Source organism: Azospirillum oryzae (assembly GCF_900177515.1).
Taxonomy (GTDB): Bacteria; Pseudomonadota; Alphaproteobacteria; order Azospirillales; family Azospirillaceae; genus Azospirillum; species Azospirillum oryzae_A.
Map to the genome: position 1 here is coordinate 493,583 of NZ_FXAK01000005.1, position 20,342 is coordinate 513,924.

The 20,342-nt window shown below is 67.4% G+C and carries 20 protein-coding genes; 15 read left to right on the top strand and 5 right to left on the bottom strand.

What is annotated here, in order from left to right:
• The first annotated feature begins 72 nt into the window (after window positions 1-72).
• On the top strand, window positions 73-300 hold the full coding sequence (locus B9N97_RS10645) for a hypothetical protein (protein ID WP_085086111.1): 228 nt from the start codon (window positions 73-75) through the stop codon (window positions 298-300).
• Here B9N97_RS10645 and B9N97_RS10650 read toward each other — a convergent pair.
• Window positions 291-1,043: a glycosyltransferase family 2 protein gene (locus tag B9N97_RS10650; protein ID WP_085086113.1), complete on the bottom strand. Its 753-nt coding sequence runs from the start codon at window positions 1,041-1,043 to the stop codon at window positions 291-293. The two genes, B9N97_RS10645 and B9N97_RS10650, sit on opposite strands and share 10 nt — an antisense overlap.
• A 110-nt stretch (window positions 1,044-1,153) precedes the next feature.
• On the opposite strand from B9N97_RS10650, the gene B9N97_RS10655 reads away from it, so the two are divergent.
• Window positions 1,154-1,531 (top strand): DUF423 domain-containing protein, encoded by a 378-nt coding sequence (locus B9N97_RS10655; protein WP_085086115.1) that lies wholly within the window; start codon window positions 1,154-1,156, stop codon window positions 1,529-1,531.
• A 39-nt stretch (window positions 1,532-1,570) separates the two neighbouring features.
• Here B9N97_RS10655 and B9N97_RS10660 read toward each other — a convergent pair whose 3' ends face one another.
• The gene (locus B9N97_RS10660) at window positions 1,571-1,948 is read right to left on the bottom strand and encodes an ArsR/SmtB family transcription factor (RefSeq protein WP_085086117.1); all 378 of its coding nucleotides are present in this window, start codon (window positions 1,946-1,948) and stop codon (window positions 1,571-1,573) included.
• Between the two features lie 145 nt (window positions 1,949-2,093).
• Here B9N97_RS10660 and B9N97_RS34905 point away from each other — a divergent pair, with 145 nt between their 5' ends.
• The 10 genes from B9N97_RS34905 to B9N97_RS10705 all read left to right on the top strand — a co-directional run bounded on the left by B9N97_RS34905 (window position 2,094) and on the right by B9N97_RS10705 (window position 13,029).
• Window positions 2,094-2,288: a hypothetical protein gene (locus tag B9N97_RS34905; protein ID WP_143266592.1), complete on the top strand. Its 195-nt coding sequence runs from the start codon at window positions 2,094-2,096 to the stop codon at window positions 2,286-2,288.
• A gap of 9 nt (window positions 2,289-2,297) precedes the next feature.
• On the top strand, window positions 2,298-2,525 hold the full coding sequence (locus tag B9N97_RS10665; protein WP_085086119.1) for a sulfurtransferase TusA family protein: 228 nt from the start codon (window positions 2,298-2,300) through the stop codon (window positions 2,523-2,525).
• Between the two features lie 186 nt (window positions 2,526-2,711).
• Window positions 2,712-3,641 carry a histone deacetylase family protein gene (locus B9N97_RS10670; protein WP_085086121.1) on the top strand — a complete coding sequence of 310 codons (930 nt, stop codon included), beginning with the start codon at window positions 2,712-2,714 and terminating at the stop codon, window positions 3,639-3,641.
• Window positions 3,642-3,817: 176 nt separating this feature from the next.
• Window positions 3,818-4,111, top strand: a complete 294-nt coding sequence (locus B9N97_RS10675) for an exodeoxyribonuclease VII small subunit (RefSeq protein ID WP_085086123.1) — start codon at window positions 3,818-3,820, stop codon at window positions 4,109-4,111.
• Window position 4,112: 1 nt separating this feature from the next.
• Complete coding sequence (locus tag B9N97_RS10680; RefSeq protein WP_199230796.1) at window positions 4,113-5,015, top strand: polyprenyl synthetase family protein; 903 nt, start codon at window positions 4,113-4,115, stop codon at window positions 5,013-5,015.
• 23 nt (window positions 5,016-5,038) lie between these two features.
• On the top strand, window positions 5,039-6,949 hold the full coding sequence (dxs, locus tag B9N97_RS10685; RefSeq protein WP_085086125.1) for a 1-deoxy-D-xylulose-5-phosphate synthase: 1,911 nt from the start codon (window positions 5,039-5,041) through the stop codon (window positions 6,947-6,949).
• A gap of 186 nt (window positions 6,950-7,135) precedes the next feature.
• The gene (locus tag B9N97_RS10690; RefSeq protein ID WP_085086127.1) at window positions 7,136-8,173 is read left to right on the top strand and encodes a sensor histidine kinase; all 1,038 of its coding nucleotides are present in this window, start codon (window positions 7,136-7,138) and stop codon (window positions 8,171-8,173) included.
• A gap of 85 nt (window positions 8,174-8,258) precedes the next feature.
• Complete coding sequence (locus B9N97_RS10695) at window positions 8,259-9,041, top strand: TlyA family RNA methyltransferase (protein WP_085086129.1); 783 nt, start codon at window positions 8,259-8,261, stop codon at window positions 9,039-9,041.
• Between the two features lie 374 nt (window positions 9,042-9,415).
• The gene (locus tag B9N97_RS10700) at window positions 9,416-10,915 is read left to right on the top strand and encodes an ATPase domain-containing protein (RefSeq protein WP_085086131.1); all 1,500 of its coding nucleotides are present in this window, start codon (window positions 9,416-9,418) and stop codon (window positions 10,913-10,915) included.
• Window positions 10,912-13,029 carry a hybrid sensor histidine kinase/response regulator gene (locus B9N97_RS10705; RefSeq protein WP_085086133.1) on the top strand — a complete coding sequence of 706 codons (2,118 nt, stop codon included), beginning with the start codon at window positions 10,912-10,914 and terminating at the stop codon, window positions 13,027-13,029. Before B9N97_RS10700 ends, B9N97_RS10705 begins: the two co-directional genes overlap by 4 nt.
• Window positions 13,030-13,100: 71 nt before the next feature.
• Here the strand turns inward: B9N97_RS10705 and B9N97_RS10710 are convergent, their stop codons facing one another.
• Together B9N97_RS10710 and B9N97_RS10715 are read right to left on the bottom strand one after the other, a co-directional pair.
• Window positions 13,101-14,600 (bottom strand): CoA-acylating methylmalonate-semialdehyde dehydrogenase, encoded by a 1,500-nt coding sequence (locus tag B9N97_RS10710; protein ID WP_085086135.1) that lies wholly within the window; start codon window positions 14,598-14,600, stop codon window positions 13,101-13,103.
• Window positions 14,601-14,791: 191 nt separating this feature from the next.
• Window positions 14,792-16,153 (bottom strand): omega-aminotransferase AptA, encoded by a 1,362-nt coding sequence (locus B9N97_RS10715; protein WP_085086137.1) that lies wholly within the window; start codon window positions 16,151-16,153, stop codon window positions 14,792-14,794.
• A gap of 137 nt (window positions 16,154-16,290) precedes the next feature.
• Between B9N97_RS10715 and B9N97_RS10720 the strand changes: the two genes are divergently transcribed.
• Entirely contained in the window at window positions 16,291-17,238 is a 948-nt protein-coding gene (locus B9N97_RS10720) for a LysR family transcriptional regulator (RefSeq protein WP_085086139.1), read from the top strand.
• Window positions 17,239-17,314: 76 nt separating this feature from the next.
• Window positions 17,315-18,211 (top strand): LysR family transcriptional regulator, encoded by an 897-nt coding sequence (locus B9N97_RS10725; protein ID WP_085086141.1) that lies wholly within the window; start codon window positions 17,315-17,317, stop codon window positions 18,209-18,211.
• Window positions 18,212-18,226: 15 nt separating this feature from the next.
• On the opposite strand, the gene B9N97_RS10730 is transcribed toward B9N97_RS10725, so the two are convergent.
• Window positions 18,227-19,552 (bottom strand): NAD(P)/FAD-dependent oxidoreductase, encoded by a 1,326-nt coding sequence (locus tag B9N97_RS10730; RefSeq protein ID WP_085086143.1) that lies wholly within the window; start codon window positions 19,550-19,552, stop codon window positions 18,227-18,229.
• 247 nt (window positions 19,553-19,799) lie between these two features.
• Between B9N97_RS10730 and B9N97_RS10735 the strand changes: the two genes are divergently transcribed.
• Window positions 19,800-20,276 (top strand): Lrp/AsnC family transcriptional regulator, encoded by a 477-nt coding sequence (locus tag B9N97_RS10735; RefSeq protein WP_085086154.1) that lies wholly within the window; start codon window positions 19,800-19,802, stop codon window positions 20,274-20,276.
• Window positions 20,277-20,342 lie beyond the last annotated feature (66 nt).

The following is a 20,342-nucleotide window of genomic DNA, read 5'->3' on the forward strand; positions in this document are numbered from 1 at the left end:
CTTGGATCCGAACGATAATTGTCACCAGCCGCGCCCCTTCCTCCCGTGCGGCATTTATGGTAAATAGGCGGCATGGTAGAGACCAGACGCACCGGCGACCGTTCTAACGAGTTGATCCGCCCCGACTCCGGTGGCGGCCGCGTTGCCGCCAGCGGTGCGCGTGGACGCGCCGAAGGTGTCGGCCAGCAGGGACGGCAACGGGTTCCGAGTTTGCGCGAACTGGCAGCCCTGGTGGTCAACGGCGTGCTGACCCTGCCGCGCAACTATCGCCGCGGCATGTTCCTCGACGTTCAGGTGTAAGCGGCCGCTTCCGGGCCGAACAGCCGATCCATCAGCAGCGGCGGCAATTCGTATTGCGGCAGGCAAAGGCTGGTGCTGCGGGCGTGCAGCGTGTGCAAGCACAGCCCCTCCGTGTCCGGGAAGGCGCCGACGCGGAAGCGGTCGCGTGCGGCCTTGACGAAGGGCGCGTCTTCGCAGGCGTTCACCGCCGGGAAGCGCACCCCCTCCCATACCGCGCGCCGGTAGGCATAGGAAAAGCCGTAACCGTCGAGATTGTCGGTGGAGGGCAGGGCATCCGGCGCCTCGACATAGCTGCAGCCTTGCCGACCCCAGCGATGGTGCGAGCCGCCGCGGGCCGTGTCCCAATAGCCGAAGCGCCGGTGCGGCACGCTGTAGAGGAACCAGCCGGACAGCTTCACCAGATCATGCCCCCGGTCGAGCCACTCAAGCATCCGCTCCACATAGGTCGGAGCATAGAAGTCGTCGTCGTCCATGTGGACGATCACCGATCCCTTCGCATGCTCGGCCAGGATGTTGCGCTTCTCGCCGATGGCGTAGCGGCTGGGCGAGTAGAAATATTTCAGCCGAGGATTCGCCAGCGCCTTCAGGTAGGCCGACGGGCGCGGACTGTCGTCGAACACCAGCCACTCGATTTCGCCGTGGCTCTGTGCCCGGATGCAGGCATGCAGGCGCGGCAGGAACTCCTCGCGCTGCCAGGTGGGGGTGACGATGCTGACCAGGGGCGATGGCGTGGTGGACGTCATGGTCGTTTCTTGCTCGCAGGGGCGGGCTGCGTGTAGACAGACGTCAGCATAGCACTGCTCCAGGCTCCAAACACCGGCCGGGGATGGTGCGAAGGAAGGGAAGGACGGCCGTGGGAGTGATCGACCGGATCTGGATCGTCTTCGCCGCGCTGAACGGCGCCATGGCGGTCGGCGCCGGCGCCTATGCCAGCCATGCGCTGGCCGCCCAGCCGCAGGCGCAGGAGTGGTTCCGCATCGCCGGCCAATACCAGATGGCGCATGCGCTGGCGCTTGTGCTGCTGGTGGCGTTGAACGGCAGGATCGGCGGCACGGCCCTGCGGATCGCCGGATGGCTGTTCATCGCCGGGATCCTGCTGTTCTGCGGCACGCTCTATGCGCTGGGCACCGTCGGACCGCTGCCGGTGCCGATGACGGCGCCGGCCGGCGGATGGAGCTTCATGCTCGGCTGGCTGGCGCTGGCGGTCGCGGCTCTGCGGGCACGCGGCTGAGGCTTGCGCCTGTCGGAACGGGGCGGTGGCGTCCGGCGATCAGCCGGCCGCGGCGGCGCGCAGGTCGGTCTGGTCGGCTCCTGAGTCGCTGCTGCGGCTGTCGCCATCGGCATCTTCAGCCGCGGGCGTGCAATAGAGGCCGTGCAGCGTCGTCATGATCGTCTGCGCCTCGTGCCCGTTCAGCGAATAGTAGATGTTCTGGGCGCTGCGCCGCGTGCGGACCAGATTGTCGTTGCGCAGCCGGGCCAGATGCTGGGACAGCGCCGACTGGCTGAGCCCGACCAGATCCTCCAACTCGCCCACCGACCTCTCGCCCTGGCTCAAATGGCACAGGATGAGCAGCCGCCGCTCGTTGCACATCGCCTTCAACAGCGCACTTGCCCGGCGGGCGTTGGCCTGCAAATCCTCGATCTTCATCGCTCTACCGTCGCCCTGTCCGTTCCGATTCGTTTTTACGTGTCGTATTGTGCGCGAGCCGTCGTTGCGCGGCCCGGCAAAGAAAAATGCTCGTATCCTAGTATATTCGTATCCGGCCGCTATTGTCCACCTGTGGGAATCCGGCATGGCGACCGCGCCGCTGCTTGGCGCAAGCGACGGCTTGAGCGTCGCCATCATCGTCAGAGCCCGGTTTTTCTCGCACCGCGAAACAGAGCCGCTACAGATATACCAGCTTCCGGTTGTGAGCGATAATCATCCGCAATGGGATGCCCGGCCGCATCACAGCATCCGTCGTGACACCGGCCGGCCGGTCGGGTAGCATTCCGTCATGACCGACCATCCTTTGAATACCAAGGGCTTGCAGTGCCCGCTCCCTGTCCTGCGCGCGCGCAAGGCCATCAAGACCATCGCAATTGGCGACACCCTGACGGTGGAGGCGACCGATCCCGGCGCCCGCAAGGACTTTCCCGCATTCTGCGAGGCGACCGGCAACCGCCTGCTCTCCGTTACCGAAGAGGACGGCGTCCTGCGCTTCGTCATCGAACGGGTGGTCTGAACCGGCGATCCGCCGCACCGCTTATACCCCAAACGCAGGGGGTCACGGATTGCCCCGGTTCCCGAAAGTGGGCTGTGACGAATCGTCCTGGATTCAGCCTGTACTTTCATTAGCGATGCGGGAAGAATGGTTTTCGGAAACGCTGCAATCGCCGCCCGAAAACCAACGATAACGACCGAAAAATCGATGTTCACCACCCTGTTCACCCACCCGGCGTGCCTGGAGCACGACACGGGTCTCGGTCATCCCGAATGCTCCGACCGCCTGCGCGCCGTGCTCGCCGCGCTGGAGACGGAGGAGTTCCACATGCTGGAACGGCAGGAGGCGCCGCGCGCCACGGTTGAACAGCTTCTGCGGGCGCATCCGCAGTCGCACATCGACCGCGTGCTGTCGCTGATCCCCGACGTGGAGCATGCGGGCGTCGATGCCGACACGGTCGTCTCGCCCGGATCGGGGGAGGCGGCGCTGCGTGCGGCCGGCGCGGTCTGCGCCGCGGTCGACGCGGTGGCGACCGGCCAGTCGCGCAACGCCTTCTGCGCCGTCCGCCCGCCCGGCCACCATGCGGAGCGGGAGAAGGCGATGGGCTTCTGCCTGTTCAACAACGCCGCCGTCGGTGCCTTCCACGCCCGCGCCGTCCATGGGCTGCAGCGGGTGGCGGTGATGGATTTCGACGTCCATCACGGCAACGGCACGCAGGACATCCTGCAGTTCGACCCCGACATGCTCTATTGCTCCACCCACCAATCGCCGCTCTATCCCGGCACCGGCGACGCGGGTGAGAAGGGGGAGTACGGCAACTGCGTCAACGCGCCGCTGCCGGCCATGGCGGGGTCGCCGGAGTTCCGGCACGCGATGACGCACGTCATCCTGCCGGCCATCGACCATTTCAAGCCGGACCTGCTGATCATCTCCGCCGGATTCGACGCCCATTCTCGCGATCCGCTCGCCGGCCTGCATCTGATCGACGATGATTTCGTCTGGGCCACCCGCAAGCTGGGCGAATTGGCCCGAACCCATTGCGGCGCGCGGATCGTCTCGGTGCTGGAGGGTGGCTACAACCTTCGGGCATTGGCGTCGGCAAGCGCGGCCCATGTGCGCGAACTGATGTACTGCTGACCGGTCCGTTCCGGGCCGGCCGGCGGCCATCCTTCTCCCGAAAGGGGGAGGGACTGCCCGAACGCATAGGCCGCACAGCGGCGGCACATAGTCCGCAAGGGCCGGGGTACGTGAGTGCCTCGGGTCTTGCGCCGGACGAGGGCGGGGCATACCTTCGCGGGCTTGAGGTTCCATCGATGGTTCTGCCCGACATGCCCCCTTCCGCCGCTTCCATTCCGAATCCTGGCGTTCCCATTCCGCCCGACATCGCCGCCCTCAGCTTCGAGGATGCGCTCGCCGAACTGGAGCGGATCGTCCGCCAGCTCGAGGAAGGCCGCGGCAAGCTCGACGACGCCATCTCCTCCTACGAACGCGGCACGGCGCTGAAGCGCCATTGCGAGATGAAGCTGCGCGAGGCGCAGGCCAAGATCGACCGCATCACCGTTAGCGCCGACGGCTCCCTCGGCACCGAACCCGCCCGGATCGACTGACGTGCAGACCATTTCCCAGACCGAATTGAAATCCGCAATGGCGGAGATCGCGCAGGCCGTCGAGATGAAGATCGGCGCCCTGCTGCCGACCACCGACTTGGCGGAGGCGCGGGTGTTCGACGCCATGCGCTATGGCTGCCTGAACGGCGGCAAGCGGCTGCGCCCGTTCCTGGTGATGCAGTCGGCGGCGCTGTTCGGCGTCAACCCGGACTGCGCCATCCGCGCCGCCGCGGCGGTGGAGATGGTCCACAGCTATTCGCTGGTCCACGACGACCTGCCGGCGATGGACGACGGTGAGCTGCGGCGCGGCCGGCCGACCTGCCACCGCCAGTTCGACGAGGCGACCGCGATCCTGGCCGGCGACGGGCTGCTGACGCTGGCGTTCGAGGTGCTGGCCGATCCGGCGACTCACGAGGATCCCAATATCCGTTGCCAGCTGGTGTCGGCCCTGGCGAAGGCGGCCGGCGGCCACGGCATGGTCGGCGGCCAGATGCTGGACCTGATCGCCGAGCACGAGAGCTTCGATCTCGGCACCACCACCCGGCTGCAGCGGATGAAGACCGGCGAGATGATCGCCTTTTCCTGCGAGGCCGGCGGCATCCTGGGCAAGGCCAACCCGCCGCAGCGCACGGCGTTGCGCGCCTATGCCCACGATCTGGGGCTGGCCTTCCAGATCGTCGACGATCTGCTGGATGTGGAAGGAACGGCGGAAGAGACCGGAAAGACCGTCGGCCGCGATGCCCAGGCCGGCAAGGCGACCTTCGTGTCGATCCTCGGTCGCGACCGTGCCCGCGCCCAGGCGGAAATGCTGTCCCATCAGGCATCGCAGCACTTGGACATTTTCGATGGGCGTGCCGATATGTTGAAGGCCGTGGCCGATTTCGTCGTCGCGCGCCGCGCCTGACCAGAGCTTGAGGACTTGCCAGAGTGACCACCAAGACCCCGCTGCTCGACCTTTGTCCGACGCCAGCCAAGCTGCGGGCCCTCAAGCCCGAACAGCTCCGCCAGTTCGCAGACGAGCTGCGCACCGAGACCGTGGACGCCGTGTCGGTGACCGGCGGCCATCTCGGCGCCGGGCTGGGGGTGGTCGAGCTGACGGTGGCGCTGCATTACGTCTTCGACACGCCCTATGACCGGCTGATCTGGGACGTCGGGCATCAGTGCTATCCGCACAAGATCCTGACCGGGCGGCGCGACCGCATCCGCACGCTGCGCATGGGCGGTGGATTGAGCGGCTTCACCAAGCGGTCGGAGAGCGAATACGATCCCTTCGGCGCCGGCCACAGCTCCACCTCCATCTCGGCCGGCCTCGGCATGGCGGTCGCCAGCAAGATGAAGGGAGAGCGGCGCAACGTCATCGCCGTGATCGGCGACGGCGCCATGAGCGCCGGCATGGCCTATGAGGCGATGAACAACGCCGCCTCCACCAAGTCGCGGCTGATCGTCATTCTCAACGACAACGACATGTCCATCGCCCCGCCGGTGGGCGCGATGAGCGCCTATCTGTCGCGGCTGATCTCGTCCAAGCCGTACCTGTCGCTGCGCCATCTGGCGAAGGAGATCGCCGACCAGTTGCCGCGCCCGCTGCGCAACGCGGCGCGCCGGGCGGAGGAATATGCCCGCGGCATGGTCACCGGCGGCACCCTGTTCGAGGAGATGGGCTTCTACTACATCGGCCCGATCGACGGCCACAACCTGGACCACCTGCTGCCGGTGCTGCAGAACGTCCGCGACGCCGACGACGACAAGCCGGTGCTGATCCATGTCGTCACCAAGAAGGGCAAGGGCTATGGCCCGGCGGAGGAGTCGGCCGACAAGCTGCACGCCGTCGCCAAGTTCGACGTGGTGACCGGCACCCAGTCGAAGCCGAAGTCCAATGCCCCGACCTACACCCGCGTCTTCGCCCAGAGCCTGATCGCCGAGGCGGCGGCCGACCAGACCATCGTCGGCATCACCGCCGCCATGCCGTCGGGCACCGGCCTGGACCTGTTCGGCGAGCGCTTCCCCGACCGCTGTTTCGATGTCGGCATCGCCGAGCAGCATGCGGTGACCTTCGCCGCCGGCATGGCGACGGAGGGGTTCAAGCCCTTCTGCGCCATCTACTCCACCTTCCTGCAGCGCGCTTACGATCAGGTCATCCATGACGTGGTGCTGCAGCATCTGCCGGTGCGCTTCGCGCTGGACCGCGCCGGACTGGTTGGCGCGGACGGGGCGACCCATGCCGGGTCCTTCGACACCGCCTATCTCGGCTGCCTGCCCGACATCGTCCTGATGGCGGCGGCGGACGAGCTGGAACTGATGCACATGGTGGCGACCCAGGCCGCCATCGACGACCGCGCCTCGGCCCTGCGCTACCCTCGCGGCGAGGGGGTGGGGCTGGAGCTGCCGGAACGCGGCAGCCTGCTGCCGATCGGCAAGGGCCGCATTCTGCAGGAAGGCACCAAGATCGCCATCCTCAGCTACGGCACCCGCCTGGGCGAGGCCCGGCGCGCGGCGGCGGAACTGGCGGCGCGCGGCCTGTCGACCACGCTGGCCGACGCCCGCTTCGCCAAGCCGCTGGACGAGGATCTGGTGCGCCGCCTCGCGCTTGAGCATGAGGTGCTGATCACCATAGAGGAGGGATCGGTCGGCGGGTTCGGCAGCTTCGTGCTGCAATTCCTGGCGACGGCCGGGCTGCTCGACGGCGGACTGAAGATCCGGCCGATGGTCCTGCCTGACCTCTATCTCGACCACGACTCGCCGGCAAAGCAGTATGAGACCGCCGGCCTGACCGCCCAGCAGATCGTCCGCACCGCGTTGCAGGCGCTGGGAATCGAGAGCGCCGCGGCGCGGGCCTGATCCTCTATCCTTCAGCCGTTCGCCCAGGCCATCCGAACGGCGTAATGCCATTTGTCTAGCGGCTTTTCGGGTTGTTGGACTGGTGTGGAGCGCGAGCGACGCCTTACACTTGCCAAGCTGGAATGGTAGCCCCCGGAGAACCGGGGAGCGAGCCTACGGCAGCGGATGGCTACGAGGTCTGGGGCGATGGCGCACATCATGGCGGTCACGGCATACCGCAACGCGGAGTTCGGTGCCGATCCGGGGGCGGATCGGACTGCCGGTGCCGACGTTGCGGCCGTCGGCATCGACGATCCGGCAATGTTGCGCAGCCTGCTGGATCAGACGCCGACACCCACCGCGCTGGTGGAGGGGGAGGGCGACCGCTGCGCCTTCGCCAACGCCGCCTTCCGGGCGCTGGGCGCGGTCGCGGGCACCAACCTGACGGAGCGTTTCCCGGCCCTGTCGCTGTCCATGCTGATCGAGGCGCGGCGGACCGGCCAGCCGCAGCGCAACCGGGCCGCCGGCGACCGCAACACAGATGGCGAGCGGTTCTGGGATGTGCGGGTCACGCCGCTGCTGGGGGTCAACGGCGTCGTCCGCGCCCTGATCGTCACCGCCGAGGAAACCCCGGAATCGGTGGCCGAACATGACCGGCGGCTGCGCGACGTCAGCCACCGGCTGAAGAACACGCTGCAGCTGGTCTCCAGCCTGCTGACCCTGCAGACCCTGTCGAGCAAGGATCCGGAGGTCCGCCGCGCCCTGCAGAGCGCCGGCGGGCGCGTCGGCATCGTCACCCAGGCACACCAGCGCACCCACGGCGCCCTGCGGGCCGGCACCGTCGACATGTCGGTCCATTTGCGTGAACTGTGCCAGGAGCTTGAGGCGACGCTGCCCGGCGCCCACCGCGTCAAGGTCACGGCCGAGACGACCGAGATGCCGATGGAGTCGGTCATTCCCTTCAGCCTGATCGTCAGCGAGCTGGTCGGCAACGCGGCACGGCACGCCTTTCCCGCCGGAGTGCCCGGCGACATCGACGTGCGGCTCGGCCGTGGCGACGGCGGTCGCATCCATCTGGAGGTCGTCGACCGCGGCATCGGCCTGCCGCAGGGACTGGACGTCGCCCGTGCGTCGACGCTGGGGCTGAAGGTGGTGCGCGCCTTCGTCGGCCAGCTGCGTGGCCGGCTGACGGCGGACAGCAGCCCCTACGGCACCCGCGTGTCGGTGGATTTCCCGCCGGCCTGACCGGCGGTCGCCTGGAACCGGGGCTTGCCCTTGCGGCGGTTCCGCGTCAGGAATGCGCCGTCACGAGCGAGCGAAGGGCGACGGCATGGCACGGGTGAGGGTTGACGTGGCGCTGGTGGAGCGCGGGCTGGCGGAAAGCCGTGCCAAAGCGCAGGCGCTGATCCTGGCCGGGCTGGTCTATTCCGAGACGAAGCGCATCGACAAGGCCGGCGACCTGATCGCGGCGGAGGCCCCGCTGGCGGTCAAGGGGCAGGATCATCCCTGGGTGTCGCGCGGCGGGCTGAAGCTGGTGAAGGGCTTGGACGTCTTCGCCATCGATCCGACGGGGCTGACCGCGGTCGATGTCGGCGCCTCCACCGGCGGGTTCACCGACGTGCTGCTGACCCGCGGGGCCGCCAAGGTCTATGCCGTCGATGTCGGCCATGGCCAGCTGGCATGGAAGCTGCGCAACGATCCGCGCGTGGTGGTTCTGGAGAAGACCAACGCCCGCCACCTGACCACGGCCGAGATCCCGGACCCGATCGACTTGGTGGTGTGCGACGCCAGCTTCATCGGGCTGGAAATCGTGCTGCCGGCGGCGCTGGCCCTCGTGGTGCCGGGCGGGCGGCTGGTCGCCCTCATCAAGCCGCAGTTCGAGGTCGGCAAGGGCCGCGTCGGCAAGGGCGGGGTTGTGCGCGAACCCGAACTGCACGGGGAAGTCTGCGACCGCATCCGCGCGTGGCTGGATGGTCTGCCGGGCTGGCGCGTTCTGGACATTACCGAAAGCCCGATCACCGGACCGGAAGGAAACAAGGAGTTTTTGATCGGCGCAGTAAAGGAGCTTTCTCCGGATCTTGCGGTCCACGACGGCCAGGACCTTCCGGACTGACCGTGGTTGGGCGCGAAGGTCGTGCTCGAACGATCTATGAGGAAGGGCCGATGAGGATAGCCCAGGCTGCGCCAGCTCGCGCAGTGCGTTAGTATTGAACGGCTGCGTACAAGGGACGGGATCTGTGTGTGCAGACTTATCTTCGTCCATCCATCTTCCTCACCTTGGTGCCGTGCTGAGCAACCGCGTGTTGCCCAAGTTTCGGTGGACGGCGGTCCGACCGGCGCCAATCTGCGGCATACCCGCCCACTTCCGGCCCGATTTTCAACCGGTGCATAACCCGAGGCATGCGCAGCGTGCCACTCCCGACACTCTGGACTGCAGTCCGGCGCATGCGCTGCCCGACCCCTTCAAGACGGAAATCCAAGCCCGCCATGGCCGCATCCTCTGAACAGCCGCACAAGGCGCGTACCGGCGTTACCGGGCTTGACGACATCCTGGCCGGCGGGCTCGCCCGCGACCGTGTCTTCCTGCTCGAAGGAAGTCCCGGCACCGGCAAGACCACCATCGCCCTGCAGTTCCTGTTGGCAGGCGCGGCGGCCGGTGAAACCGGGCTCTACATCACCTTGTCGGAAACCGAGGGCGAACTGCGCGACGCAGCCGCCGCACATGGCTGGACGCTCGGCGAAGAGATCACGGTGTTCGAGCTGGTTCCGCCGGAAAGCCTGCTAGACGAGGCGCACCAGCAGAGTCTGCTCTATTCCTCCGATCTCGAACTCGGCGAGACGACCAAGCTGATGTTCGACGCGATCGGGCGTTGCAAGCCGATGCGGATCGTTCTCGACAGCCTGTCGGAGATCCGGCTGCTGGCCCAGAGTTCGTTGCGGTACCGGCGCCAGATCCTCGCCCTCAAGCATTATTTCGCCCGCCACGGCGCCACCGTGCTGCTGCTCGACGACCTGACCACCGACACGATGGACAAGACGGTCCACAGCATCGCGCATGGCGTGATCCGCCTGGAAATGCTGACGCCGGCCTACGGAGCGGAGCGGCGGCGTCTGCGGGTGTTGAAATACCGTGGGCAGGCCTATCGGGGTGGCTACCACGACTGCACGATCACCGCCGACGGTTTCCAGACATTCCCCCGGCTGATCGCGGCCGAGCATCGAACCGGCTTCGCCGGGGAGCGTCTGGCCAGCGGCATCGCCGAACTCGACACGCTGCTGGGCGGCGGCATGGAGCGCGGATCGAGCGCCCTGATCATCGGCCCCGCGGGGACCGGAAAATCGCTGCTTGCGCTTCAGTTCACGGTGGCCGCCGTCGCACGGGGAGAGCGGGCCGCGCTGTTCGTCTTCGACGAGGAGCTTGGCCTGCTGTTCGCCCGGACCAGGGCGATGGGCTTCGATCTTGAAGCCATGCGGGATCGCGGCAGCCTGATCGTCGAGCAGGTGGATGCGGCGGAACTCGCGCCCGGCGAGTTCACCCACCGGGTCCGCGCCTGCGTCGACGACCACCAGATCCGCACGGTGGTGATCGACAGCCTCAACGGCTATCAGGCGGCGATGCCGGAAGAGCAGCTTCTGGTGCTGCATCTTCACGAATTGCTGCTGTACCTGAACCGTCAGGGTGTGACGACCTTCCTCACCATTGCACAGCATGGCCTGATCGGTGACATGCAGTCCCCGGTCGACGTCACCTATCTCGCCGACACCGTCGTGCTGCTGCGTTATTTCGAGGCGCTGGGCCGTGTCCGGCGGGCGATCTCGGTGATCAAGAAGCGCGCCGGTCCGCACGAGGACACGATCCGCGAGTACCGGATCAACGACAGCGGCATCACTCTGGGGCCGCCGCTGGACGCATTCCAGGGGGTGCTGCGCGGCGTGCCGGTCTATATCGGCCAAGGCGGACCCTTGCTGCAGGATGATCCGGCTTGAACGAGGTCGCCACCACGGAACGCGCGCTGATCCTGGCGCCACATGGACGGGATGCCACAGTCGCTTGCGCCTTACTGGGCGAGGTCGGGATCGCTGCACACGCCTGTCCCGACCTGCCGGCGCTGTGCACGGCGCTGGAGGACGGGGCCGGACTGCTCATCCTGGCGGAAGAGGCGGTGCGGACCGCGGATCTCCAGGGGCTTGCCGCCTGGATCGGCGCACAGCCGCCATGGTCGGACCTTCCCGTCATTCTGCTCACCTTGCGGGGAGCCGGTTCCGAACGGACGCCCGAGGCGGCGCGCCTGACCGAACTGCTGGGCAACGTCACCTTCGTGGAGCGACCCTTCCACCCGACCACCCTGGTCAGCGTCGTGCGGACCTGTCTGCGTGGCCGGCGCCGGCAATATGAGGCGAGGGCGAGGCTCGTGGAGCGCGAGCGTCTGCTGGCGGACCTTGCCGACGAACGGGCGCGTTTCGAAACGCTGGTGGAACACCTGCCGGTGGCGGTGAACCTGATGGACCCGAACGGCCGGACCATTCTGTCCAATCCGGCATTCCGGCGCTTCCTTCCGGATGCGGTCATCCCTTCCCAGCGGCCGGACGGGGAGGAGAGCTGGATCGGATATGACGAAGGGGGCCGCCGGCTGCCAAGGGATCAGTATGTCGCGATGCAGGCCCTGCGCGGCGAGACTGTCGGCGGCATCGAGTTCATCTATCGTCCCGCAGGCGGTCAGCCGATCTGGACCCGTGTCAGCGGCGTGCCTGTGCGGGACGCCACCGGCAAGACGGTCGGAGCGCTTGCGGTCATCGTCGATATCAGCGACCAGAAAGCGGCGCAGGAGGCCTTGCAGCGACTTACCGCGACGCTGGAGTTCAAGGTGGAGGAGCGCACCCGGGAACTGGCGGCGACGCTCGACCAACTGCGCGACGAGATCCGCGATCGCGAACGCGCCGAGGAGCAACTGCGCCAGACACAGAAGCTGGAGACCCTGGGCCAGCTTACCGGCGGCGTCGCGCATGATTTCAACAATCTTCTGATGGCGGTTCTCGGCAATCTGGAGTTGCTGCGCAAACGCCTTCCCGCCGACCCGACGACGGAGCGTCTCTTCGACGGCGCCATGCAGGGCGCCCGGCGCGGAGCGACGCTGACCCAAAGGCTTCTGGCTTTCGCCCGTCGGCAGGACCTGCAGCCGCAGGCGGTGGACCTCGCCGGGCTGCTGGACGGCATGAAAACGCTTCTGGAGCGTTCGGTCGGCCCGCGCGTCGTCATCCGTATCGACGCACCCCCCGCGACGGCGCCGGCGCTGATCGATCCCAATCAGCTCGAGCTGGCGATCCTGAATCTCGCCGTCAACGCCCGCGATGCCATGCCCGAGGGCGGCACGCTGACCGTGACCGTGGATGAGGCGCCGGTTCCGGTGGCTTCGGGACTGCCGCCCGCTTCCTACCCGCACCTGAGCGTGCGGGACACCGGAACAGGGATGAATGAGGCAACGCTGGCGCGGGCGATCGAGCCGTTCTTCTCGACCAAGGGCATCGGCAAAGGCACCGGGCTGGGGTTGTCGATGGTCCATGGCCTCGCGGTACAGTCCGGCGGCGCCTTCCGGCTGTCGAGCGTTCCGGGCGAAGGTTCGCTCGTGGAGATGTGGCTGCCGAAGGCGATGAAACCCGCCCAGGCGGCCGAGTTGCCGCCAGCCCCGGCGGCCGAGGTATCGCCCGCCGTGGTCCTCGTGGTCGACGATGACGCGCTGATCGCCATGAGCACGGTCGATATGTTGGCCGACCTTGGGCACACGGTCATCGAAGCGGGATCGGGTGTCGAAGCGCTGGAACTTCTGCGTGGCGGGCAGGCGGTCGACCTGCTGCTGACGGACTATGCGATGCCCGGCATGACCGGGGTCGAGCTTGCCCAGGCGGCCCGTGCCGTGGCTCCCGACCTGCCGGTGTTGCTGGCGACGGGATATGCCGATCTGCCGGAGGGTGTCGTCGCCGACCTGCCGCGGCTTGCCAAGCCATACACGCAGCACCAACTCGCCGTCGCGACGGCCAAGCTGCTGGCCGAGATGGCGAAGACGTCGGCAGATACCAAGCAGAGCGATGGTCTCCACCGTTAGGGAAGCCACGCGCAAGAGTGTGCCGGCGCCGGTGCCTTCCTCGGCACCGGCGTCACGACAGTGGGCGCCTTTTACTTCATGGACGGGAAGGCGAACTGGGCGCCTTCGCGGATTCCGCCGGTCGGCCAGCGCTGGGTGATGGTCTTGCGCCGGGTGTAGAAGCGCACGCCGTCCGGGCCATAGGCCGACAGGTCGCCGAACAGCGACCGCTTCCAGCCGCCGAAGCTGTGGTAGGCGACCGGCACCGGCAGCGGCACATTGATGCCGACCATGCCGACCTTGATCATGTCGCCGAAATAGCGCGCGGCCTCGCCGTCGCGGGTGAACAGGCAGGTGCCGTTGCCATATTCATGGGCGTCGATCAGGTCCATGCCCTCCTGCATCGTCTTCACCCGGACTAGGCACAGCACCGGACCGAAGATCTCCTCCCGGTAGATGGTCATCTCCGGGGTGACGCGGTCGAACAGGCAGCCGCCCAGGAAGTTGCCGTTCTCATGTCCCGGCACCACCAGCCCGCGGCCGTCGACCACCAGATCGGCGCCCTCGGCGACGCCCTGGTCGACATAGGCCTTCACCTTCTCGTAATGGGCGCGGGTAACCAGCGGCCCCATCTCGCAGCCGGCGGAGGTGCCGGCGCCGACCTTCAGGTCGCGGAGCGCCGCCGACAGCTTGTCCTTCAGCCGGTCGGCCACCTCGTCGCCCACCGCCACCACGACGGAGATCGCCATGCAGCGCTCGCCGCAGGAGCCGTAGGCCGCCCCCATCAGCGCGTTGACGGCGTTGTCCAGGTCGGCGTCCGGCATGACGATGGCGTGGTTCTTGGCGCCGCCCAGCGCCTGCACCCGCTTGCCATTGGCGCTGGCGGTCGAATAGACATACTCGGCGATGGGGGTGGAGCCGACGAAGCTGACGCCCTGCACCCGCGGATCGGTCAGCAGCGTGTCCACCGCCTCCTTGTCGCCGTTGACGACGTTCAGCACACCCGGCGGCAGCCCGGCTTCCAGCGCTAGTTGGGCGATATAGAGGGCGGAACTGGGGTCGCGCTCCGACGGCTTCAGGACGAAGGTGTTCCCGCAGGCGATGGCGATCGGGTACATCCACAGCGGGACCATCGCCGGGAAATTGAACGGCGTGATGCCGGCGACGACGCCCAGCGGCTGGAATTCCGACCAGCTGTCGATGGCCGGCCCGACATTCTTGGAGAATTCGCCCTTCAGGAGTTCCGGCACGCCGCAGGCATATTCGACATTCTCGATGCCGCGGGTCAGCTCGCCGAAGGCGTCGTCCAGGACCTTGCCGTGCTCCGCCGTGATGAGGGTGCATATGCGCTCCGCATTCTCCTCCAGCAACTGCTTAAAGCGGAACATGACGCGGGCGCGCTTGGCCGGCGGCGTGGCGCGCCAGGCCGGGAAAGCGGCCTCGGCGGCGGCGATGGCCTCTTCCACCGTGGCGCGCGATGCCAGGGCGACCTGTCCGGCCACGTCGCCGGTGGCGGGATTGACGATGTCGGCGGTGCGGGTGCCGGCGGGTGCGTCGGTCTTGCCGCCGATCAGGTGGGCAACGATGGTCATGGTGCGTTTCCTGGGGGTGTTCGTCTTTGCGAAGTTAGACCCCTACCTATCCTCCCCCGCTCTCAGCGGACCTACGGTCCGCCTGCCGCGTCAGCACAAAGCTAAGCTTTGTGCGAGAGCTGGGCGGGAGAGGGAAGGGGCCCGCGGCGTCAGCCGAGGGAAGGGTGGGGGCAATGCGTGAGCCGGCGCTCTTACGCCGTCGCCTGGATGGCGTCGGCGACGACGTCGAACAGGCGGTCGAGGTCGGCCGGTTCGCTGTAGAAATGCGGGCCGAACTGCAGCGTGTCGCCGCCGAAACGCACGTAATAGCCGGCCTTCCAGCACTTTTCGCCGATTTCGTATGGCCGGCGGGCCGGCTCACCGGGAAGCGGGGCGATGGTGACGGCGCCCGTCAGCCCATAGTTGCGGATGTCGGCGACGTTCTTCAGCCCCTTCAGCCCATGGATCAGGTTTTCGAAATGCGGCGCCAGCGCCGCGGCCTTCTCCCACAGCTTCTCCCGCTCGAAGATGTCGAGCGCGGCCAGGCCGGCGGCGCAGGCGACCGGGTGGGCGGAATAGGTGTAGCCGTGCGGGAACTCCACCATGTACTCCGGCCCGCCATTGTCCATGAAGGCCTGGTAGATGTCGTGCTTCGCCACCACGGCCCCCATCGGGACCGCGCCGTTGGTCAGGCCCTTGGCGACGTTCATGATGTCCGGGACCACGCCGAAGGCGTCGGCGCCGAAGGGGGCGCCCATGCGACCGAAGCCGGTGATGACCTCGTCGAAGATCAGCAGGATGGAATGCTTGTCGCAGATCTCGCGCAGCCGCTGCAGGTAACCCTTCGGCGGCGGCAGCACGCCGGCGGAGCCGGCCAGCGGCTCGACGATCACGGCGGCGATGTTGGAGGCGTCATGCAGCGCCACCAACTCCTCCAGCGCATCGGCCAGGAAGGCGCCTTCTTCCGGCATGCCCTTCACGAACAGGTTCTGCGGCAGCAGTGTGTGCGGCAGGTGGTCGGCGTCGACGCCGGTGCCGAACAGCTTGCGGTTGCCGCCGATGCCGCCCAGGCTGGTGCCGCCGAAATTGACGCCGTGATAGCCCTTGGACCGGCCGATCAGCTTGGTCTTGGTCGGCTGCCCCTTCATCCGCCAATAGGCCCGCGCCATCTTCAGCGAGGTGTCGGCCGCTTCGGAGCCCGAACCGACGAAGAAGACATGGTCCAGGCCGGCCGGAGTCAACGACGCCAGCTTGTGCGCCAGCTTGAAGGCGGCCGGATGGCCGTGCTGGAAGGCCGGGCTGTAATCCAGCTCGGCGATCTGGCGGGCGACTGCTTCCGAAATCTCGCGGCGGCAATGGCCGGCGCCGCTGCACCACAGGCCGGACAGGCTGTCGTAGATCTTGCGGCCTTCGGCATCCCAGTACCAGGTCCCCTCCGCCTTCACGATCATGCGGGGGTTGTTCTTGAACTGACGGTTGCCGCTGAACGGCATCCAATGGGCGTCAAGCTCCTCGCGCGTCAGTCCGCCGGCCTTGCTGAGCGACTGCGCTTGATCGTTGTCCAAGGGGGCCATCCGCTGTTCTCCCGCATTTGTTTGGGCACTGTCGTGGGAGAGTGTGCGCGGTTCGTGGTTGCGATTAAATCCAAACTATAAGAACTTCACATAACCGCATACTTACCTATCGCGCCCACACCCCTCACGGTTCCAGCATGAGCAAGCCGACCCGGTCCCCCACGCGGTCCATTGCCCCGATCGGCGATGCCGACATCCGGCTGCTGCGCGTGTTCCGGACGGTGGTGGAATGCGGCGGCTTTTCCGCCGCCGAGGTGGAGCTGAACATCAGCCGGGCCGCGATCAGCCAGCATATGGCGGATCTGGAACGGCGGCTTGGCCTCACACTCTGCCGGCGCGGGCGGGCGGGCTTCCGGCTGACCGACGAAGGGCATCTGGCCTATGAGGCGACGCTGCGCCTGCTGGCCAGCACGGAGAGTTTCCGCAGCGAGATCAACACCCTGCATGGCCGCCTGCGCGGCGAACTGAACATCGGCATCACCGATAACCTCGTCACCATGCCGCAGATGCGGGTGACGCACGCCCTGCGCGGCCTGAAGCGGCTGGCGCCCGAGGTCCGCGTCAACATCCGCATGATCCCACCCAACGAGATCGAGCGGGGCGTGCTGGACGGGCAGTTGCACGTCGGCGTCGTCCCGGTTCGCCGCGGTCTGCCGGGCTTGGCCGGTCTTCCGCTCTATCAGGAGGAATCGCTGCTCTATTGCGGCGACGGCCATCCGCTGTTCGACCGTCCCGAGCGAGTGGTGACGCGCGAGGCGGTGGAGGCGGCCGACGCCGTGGCGCCGACCCAGGCGCAGCTTCCCCATGAGCTGAACAACACCGCGACGGCCACCGACCGCGAGGGGGTGGCGTTCCTGATCCTCACCGGATGCTATGTCGGCTTTCTGCCCACCCACTATGCCCGGCAATGGGTGGAGCGCGGCATGATGCGGGCGCTGCTGCCCGACACCTTCCATCATGCCCTGGAGTTCCAGGTGGTGACGAAGAAGGGCGCCCAGCCGAATCTGGTGCTGGAACGGTTCCTGGATGTCCTGCGCGGGAATGGGGAGGGTGGGGGCGTGGAGGTCGAAATGCCGCTCCCCTAAGGTGCGCGGACCGCTATAGTAGTCGTGGCCCGGCTTTGCCGCCTCCGTCCCCCTTCGCCAGCGCCCAGGATCGTGAATGCAAGCCCGCCAACTGGAAGTCTTCTGCATGCTGATGCGCTGTGGAACCGTGACGGGGGCGGCGGCGATGCTGAACATCTCGCAGCCGGCCTTGAGCCAGATCCTGCTGCATGCCGAGGATCAACTCGGCTTCAAGCTGTTCGACCGGGTGCGCGGACGGCTGGTGCCGACGCAGGAGGCCAACGAGCTGTATCCGGAGGCCGAGCGGATCTTTGCGGAACTCGGCGCTCTGCGCCGGCGCACCGTCGACATGCGTCATGGCCGCACCGGTCTGGTCCGTCTCGCCGCTTCGGCTCCACCATCGATGTCGATCGTTCCCAAGGCGCTGACCGCCTTTCGCGAGGCGCATCCCGATATCGTCGTGCGCTCGCTGGTCGCGCCGGTCGCCAGCATCCTGGACATGCTGCGCAGCGGCGACGTTCTGTTGGGGGTGGCGATGAACGACATGCCCCATCACGACCTTGATGTCGAGACCGTCGGGCATGCCGAACTTGTCTGCCTTTTGCCGGAGGGGCATCGGCTGGCCGAACAGGCTGAAGTTGGATTTGCCGATCTGGCGGAGGATACGCTGATTTCCTACCGGGTGGACACGCTGCCCGGCCGGCTGCTGGCCGGTGCGGTCGAGGCGGAGGGCGGCGTCTACGCCCCGGCGGTGGAAATCGACCTGTCCATCACCGCGCTGCCCTTCGTGCGGGAGGGGATCGGCGTGGCGGTGGTCGACGGGCTTCTGCCGTGGAATCAGTTCTCCGGCATCGTCCAGCGGCCCTTCCGCCCGAGTATCCGCGTGCCCATCACCATCCTGACCAGCAAGGAGCGTCCGCTGTCCGGCAGCCACGATCTGATGCGCGACTGCCTGCGCTTGGCCGCCCGCTCGCTGTCGCCGGGTGGTGCCTGACGGACCTGCCTACGGTCAGAAATCGGCGACCTTTCCGGCGGAGAATCCGGCGAAGCGGTCAGGGTGGTAGGGCTTGGGATCGACGATGGGCGCCTGATCGGTGACGAGGTCGGCGATCAGATGCCCGGCGCCGGGGCCGATGCCGAAGCCGTGGCCGCTGAAGCCTGCCGCCAGGATCAGGCCGGGCAGGCTGCCGACCTCGCCGATGGCGGGAACGCCGTCGGGCGTGCTGTCGATGTAACCGGCCCAGGCGGCGGTGACCGGCGCGTCCTTCAGGCCGGGCAGCAGGGCCATGGCCCGCTCGCGGGTCAGGCGGATGGTGCTGCGGTCCGGCGTGGGGTCCAGCACCCGCACCCGCTCCATCGGCGTCGGGCGGTCGAGCCGCCAGCGCCGCAGCGTCTCGTGGCCGGAGCGCATCCCCTCCAGCCCGCCGGGCATCAGGCTGCGCCAGCGCCGGCTGAACATCGGCATGAATTGCGGCGCGAAGCGGATCTGCTGCATGGTCGGATCGACGCGTCCGCGTCCGCTGATCGCCAGCGTGTGTCCGCCGTCGCCGCGCCGGGTGACCGACACCGCGGCGGTGTGCAGGGCGTCGGGAAGGCCGGTGGGGCTGGGGCCGACCGACAGGATCGACGAGCGGATGGAGGCGAGCGGGAAACGCACGCCGATCTGATGACAGAAGGCGGAGGCCCAGGCCCCGCCGGCCAGGACCGCCAGCTTGGTGCGTATCGTGCCTTTTTCGGTGACGACGCCGCTGACCCGCCCGCCGCTGGTTTCCAGCCCACGCGCGGCACAGCCCTGATGCACCGTGCCGCCCTGGGTCATGATCGCCCGCGCCACGGCGGGCGCCGCGCGGGCCGGATCGGCGATGCCGTCCGAGGGCGAGAAGACGCCGCCCTTCCACGGCCGTCCGGTGGCCCGGCCGCGCTCCGCCGCCTCGGCACTGCTCAGCATATGGGTGGTGACGCCGACCGTCCGGGCGAAGTCGCGCCATCGCGCCCAGCCCGCCAATTCCTGGTCGTCATTGCTGAGATAGAGCAGGCCGCAGCGGCTGAAGCCGGTGTCCTCGCCGCTTTCGGCGGCAAAACGCTCCCACAGGTCAAGGCTCTTGGTCGCCATCGGCAGTTCGCGTGCGTCGCGGTTCTGCTGCCGGCACCAGCCCCAGTTGCGGCTGGACTGCTCCGCCCCGACCTGCCCCTTCTCCACCAGGGCCACCGACAGTCCGCGCCGGGCCAGAAAGTAGGCCGCCCAGACGCCGACGATGCCGCCGCCGATCACGACGACGTCCGCCTGTTCGGGTAGGTTCGGGGAGGACGCGATCGTCTGCAAAGGGGCTGGCATTGGTTGGGATCTCCGATTTCGGCGTTGCGCCATCTAGCCATGCCACGCGGCCCGGCAGGCGCTGCTTTGGCCGATTCAACGGCATTATCTTCTGTCGTTGCCGGAAGACATGATGCTTTGTTCTGCCGGGGACCCGCGTCTTGGTCATCGACAGGCTGGCGGCGCGTGCTAAGCTGAGCTGGTCCGACCGGCAGAATTTTCTGCTGTCGTTTTTCCGTTCCCCGCCCTCGAACCGGATGGGTTCCCCATGAAGCTGGACCGCATCGACATCAAGATTCTGCATCAGCTCCAGAAGAACGGCCGGATCACCAACGTGGAGTTGGCCGAACTGGTGAACCTGTCGCCCAGCCCCTGCCTGATGCGGGTCAAGAAGCTGCAGGCCGAGGGCTACATCGAAGGCTACACGGCGCAGATCAACGTCAGCAAACTCGGCCAGACCCTGACCGTCTTCACCGAGGTGACGCTGAAGAACCACCGGCAGGTCGATTTCGCCCGCTTCCTTGCCGCAGTCAAGAAGATCGAACAGATGCTGGAATGCCATCTGGTGTCCGGCGGCTACGACTACATGCTGAAGTTCGTCACGTCCGGCATCGGCGAGTATCAGGAGATCATGGAGAAGCTGACCGACATGGACATCGGCATCGACAAGTATTTCAGCTACGTCGTTCTGAAATCGCCGATCGTGCGGGCCCACATGCCGCTGACCACGCTGTTTCCGATGTGAGGGCTTTCGCGGCAGAACCCCTGCAGGCCCGCGCGGCGGTGAACCGCGCGGGCGGCAAAGTGGTCG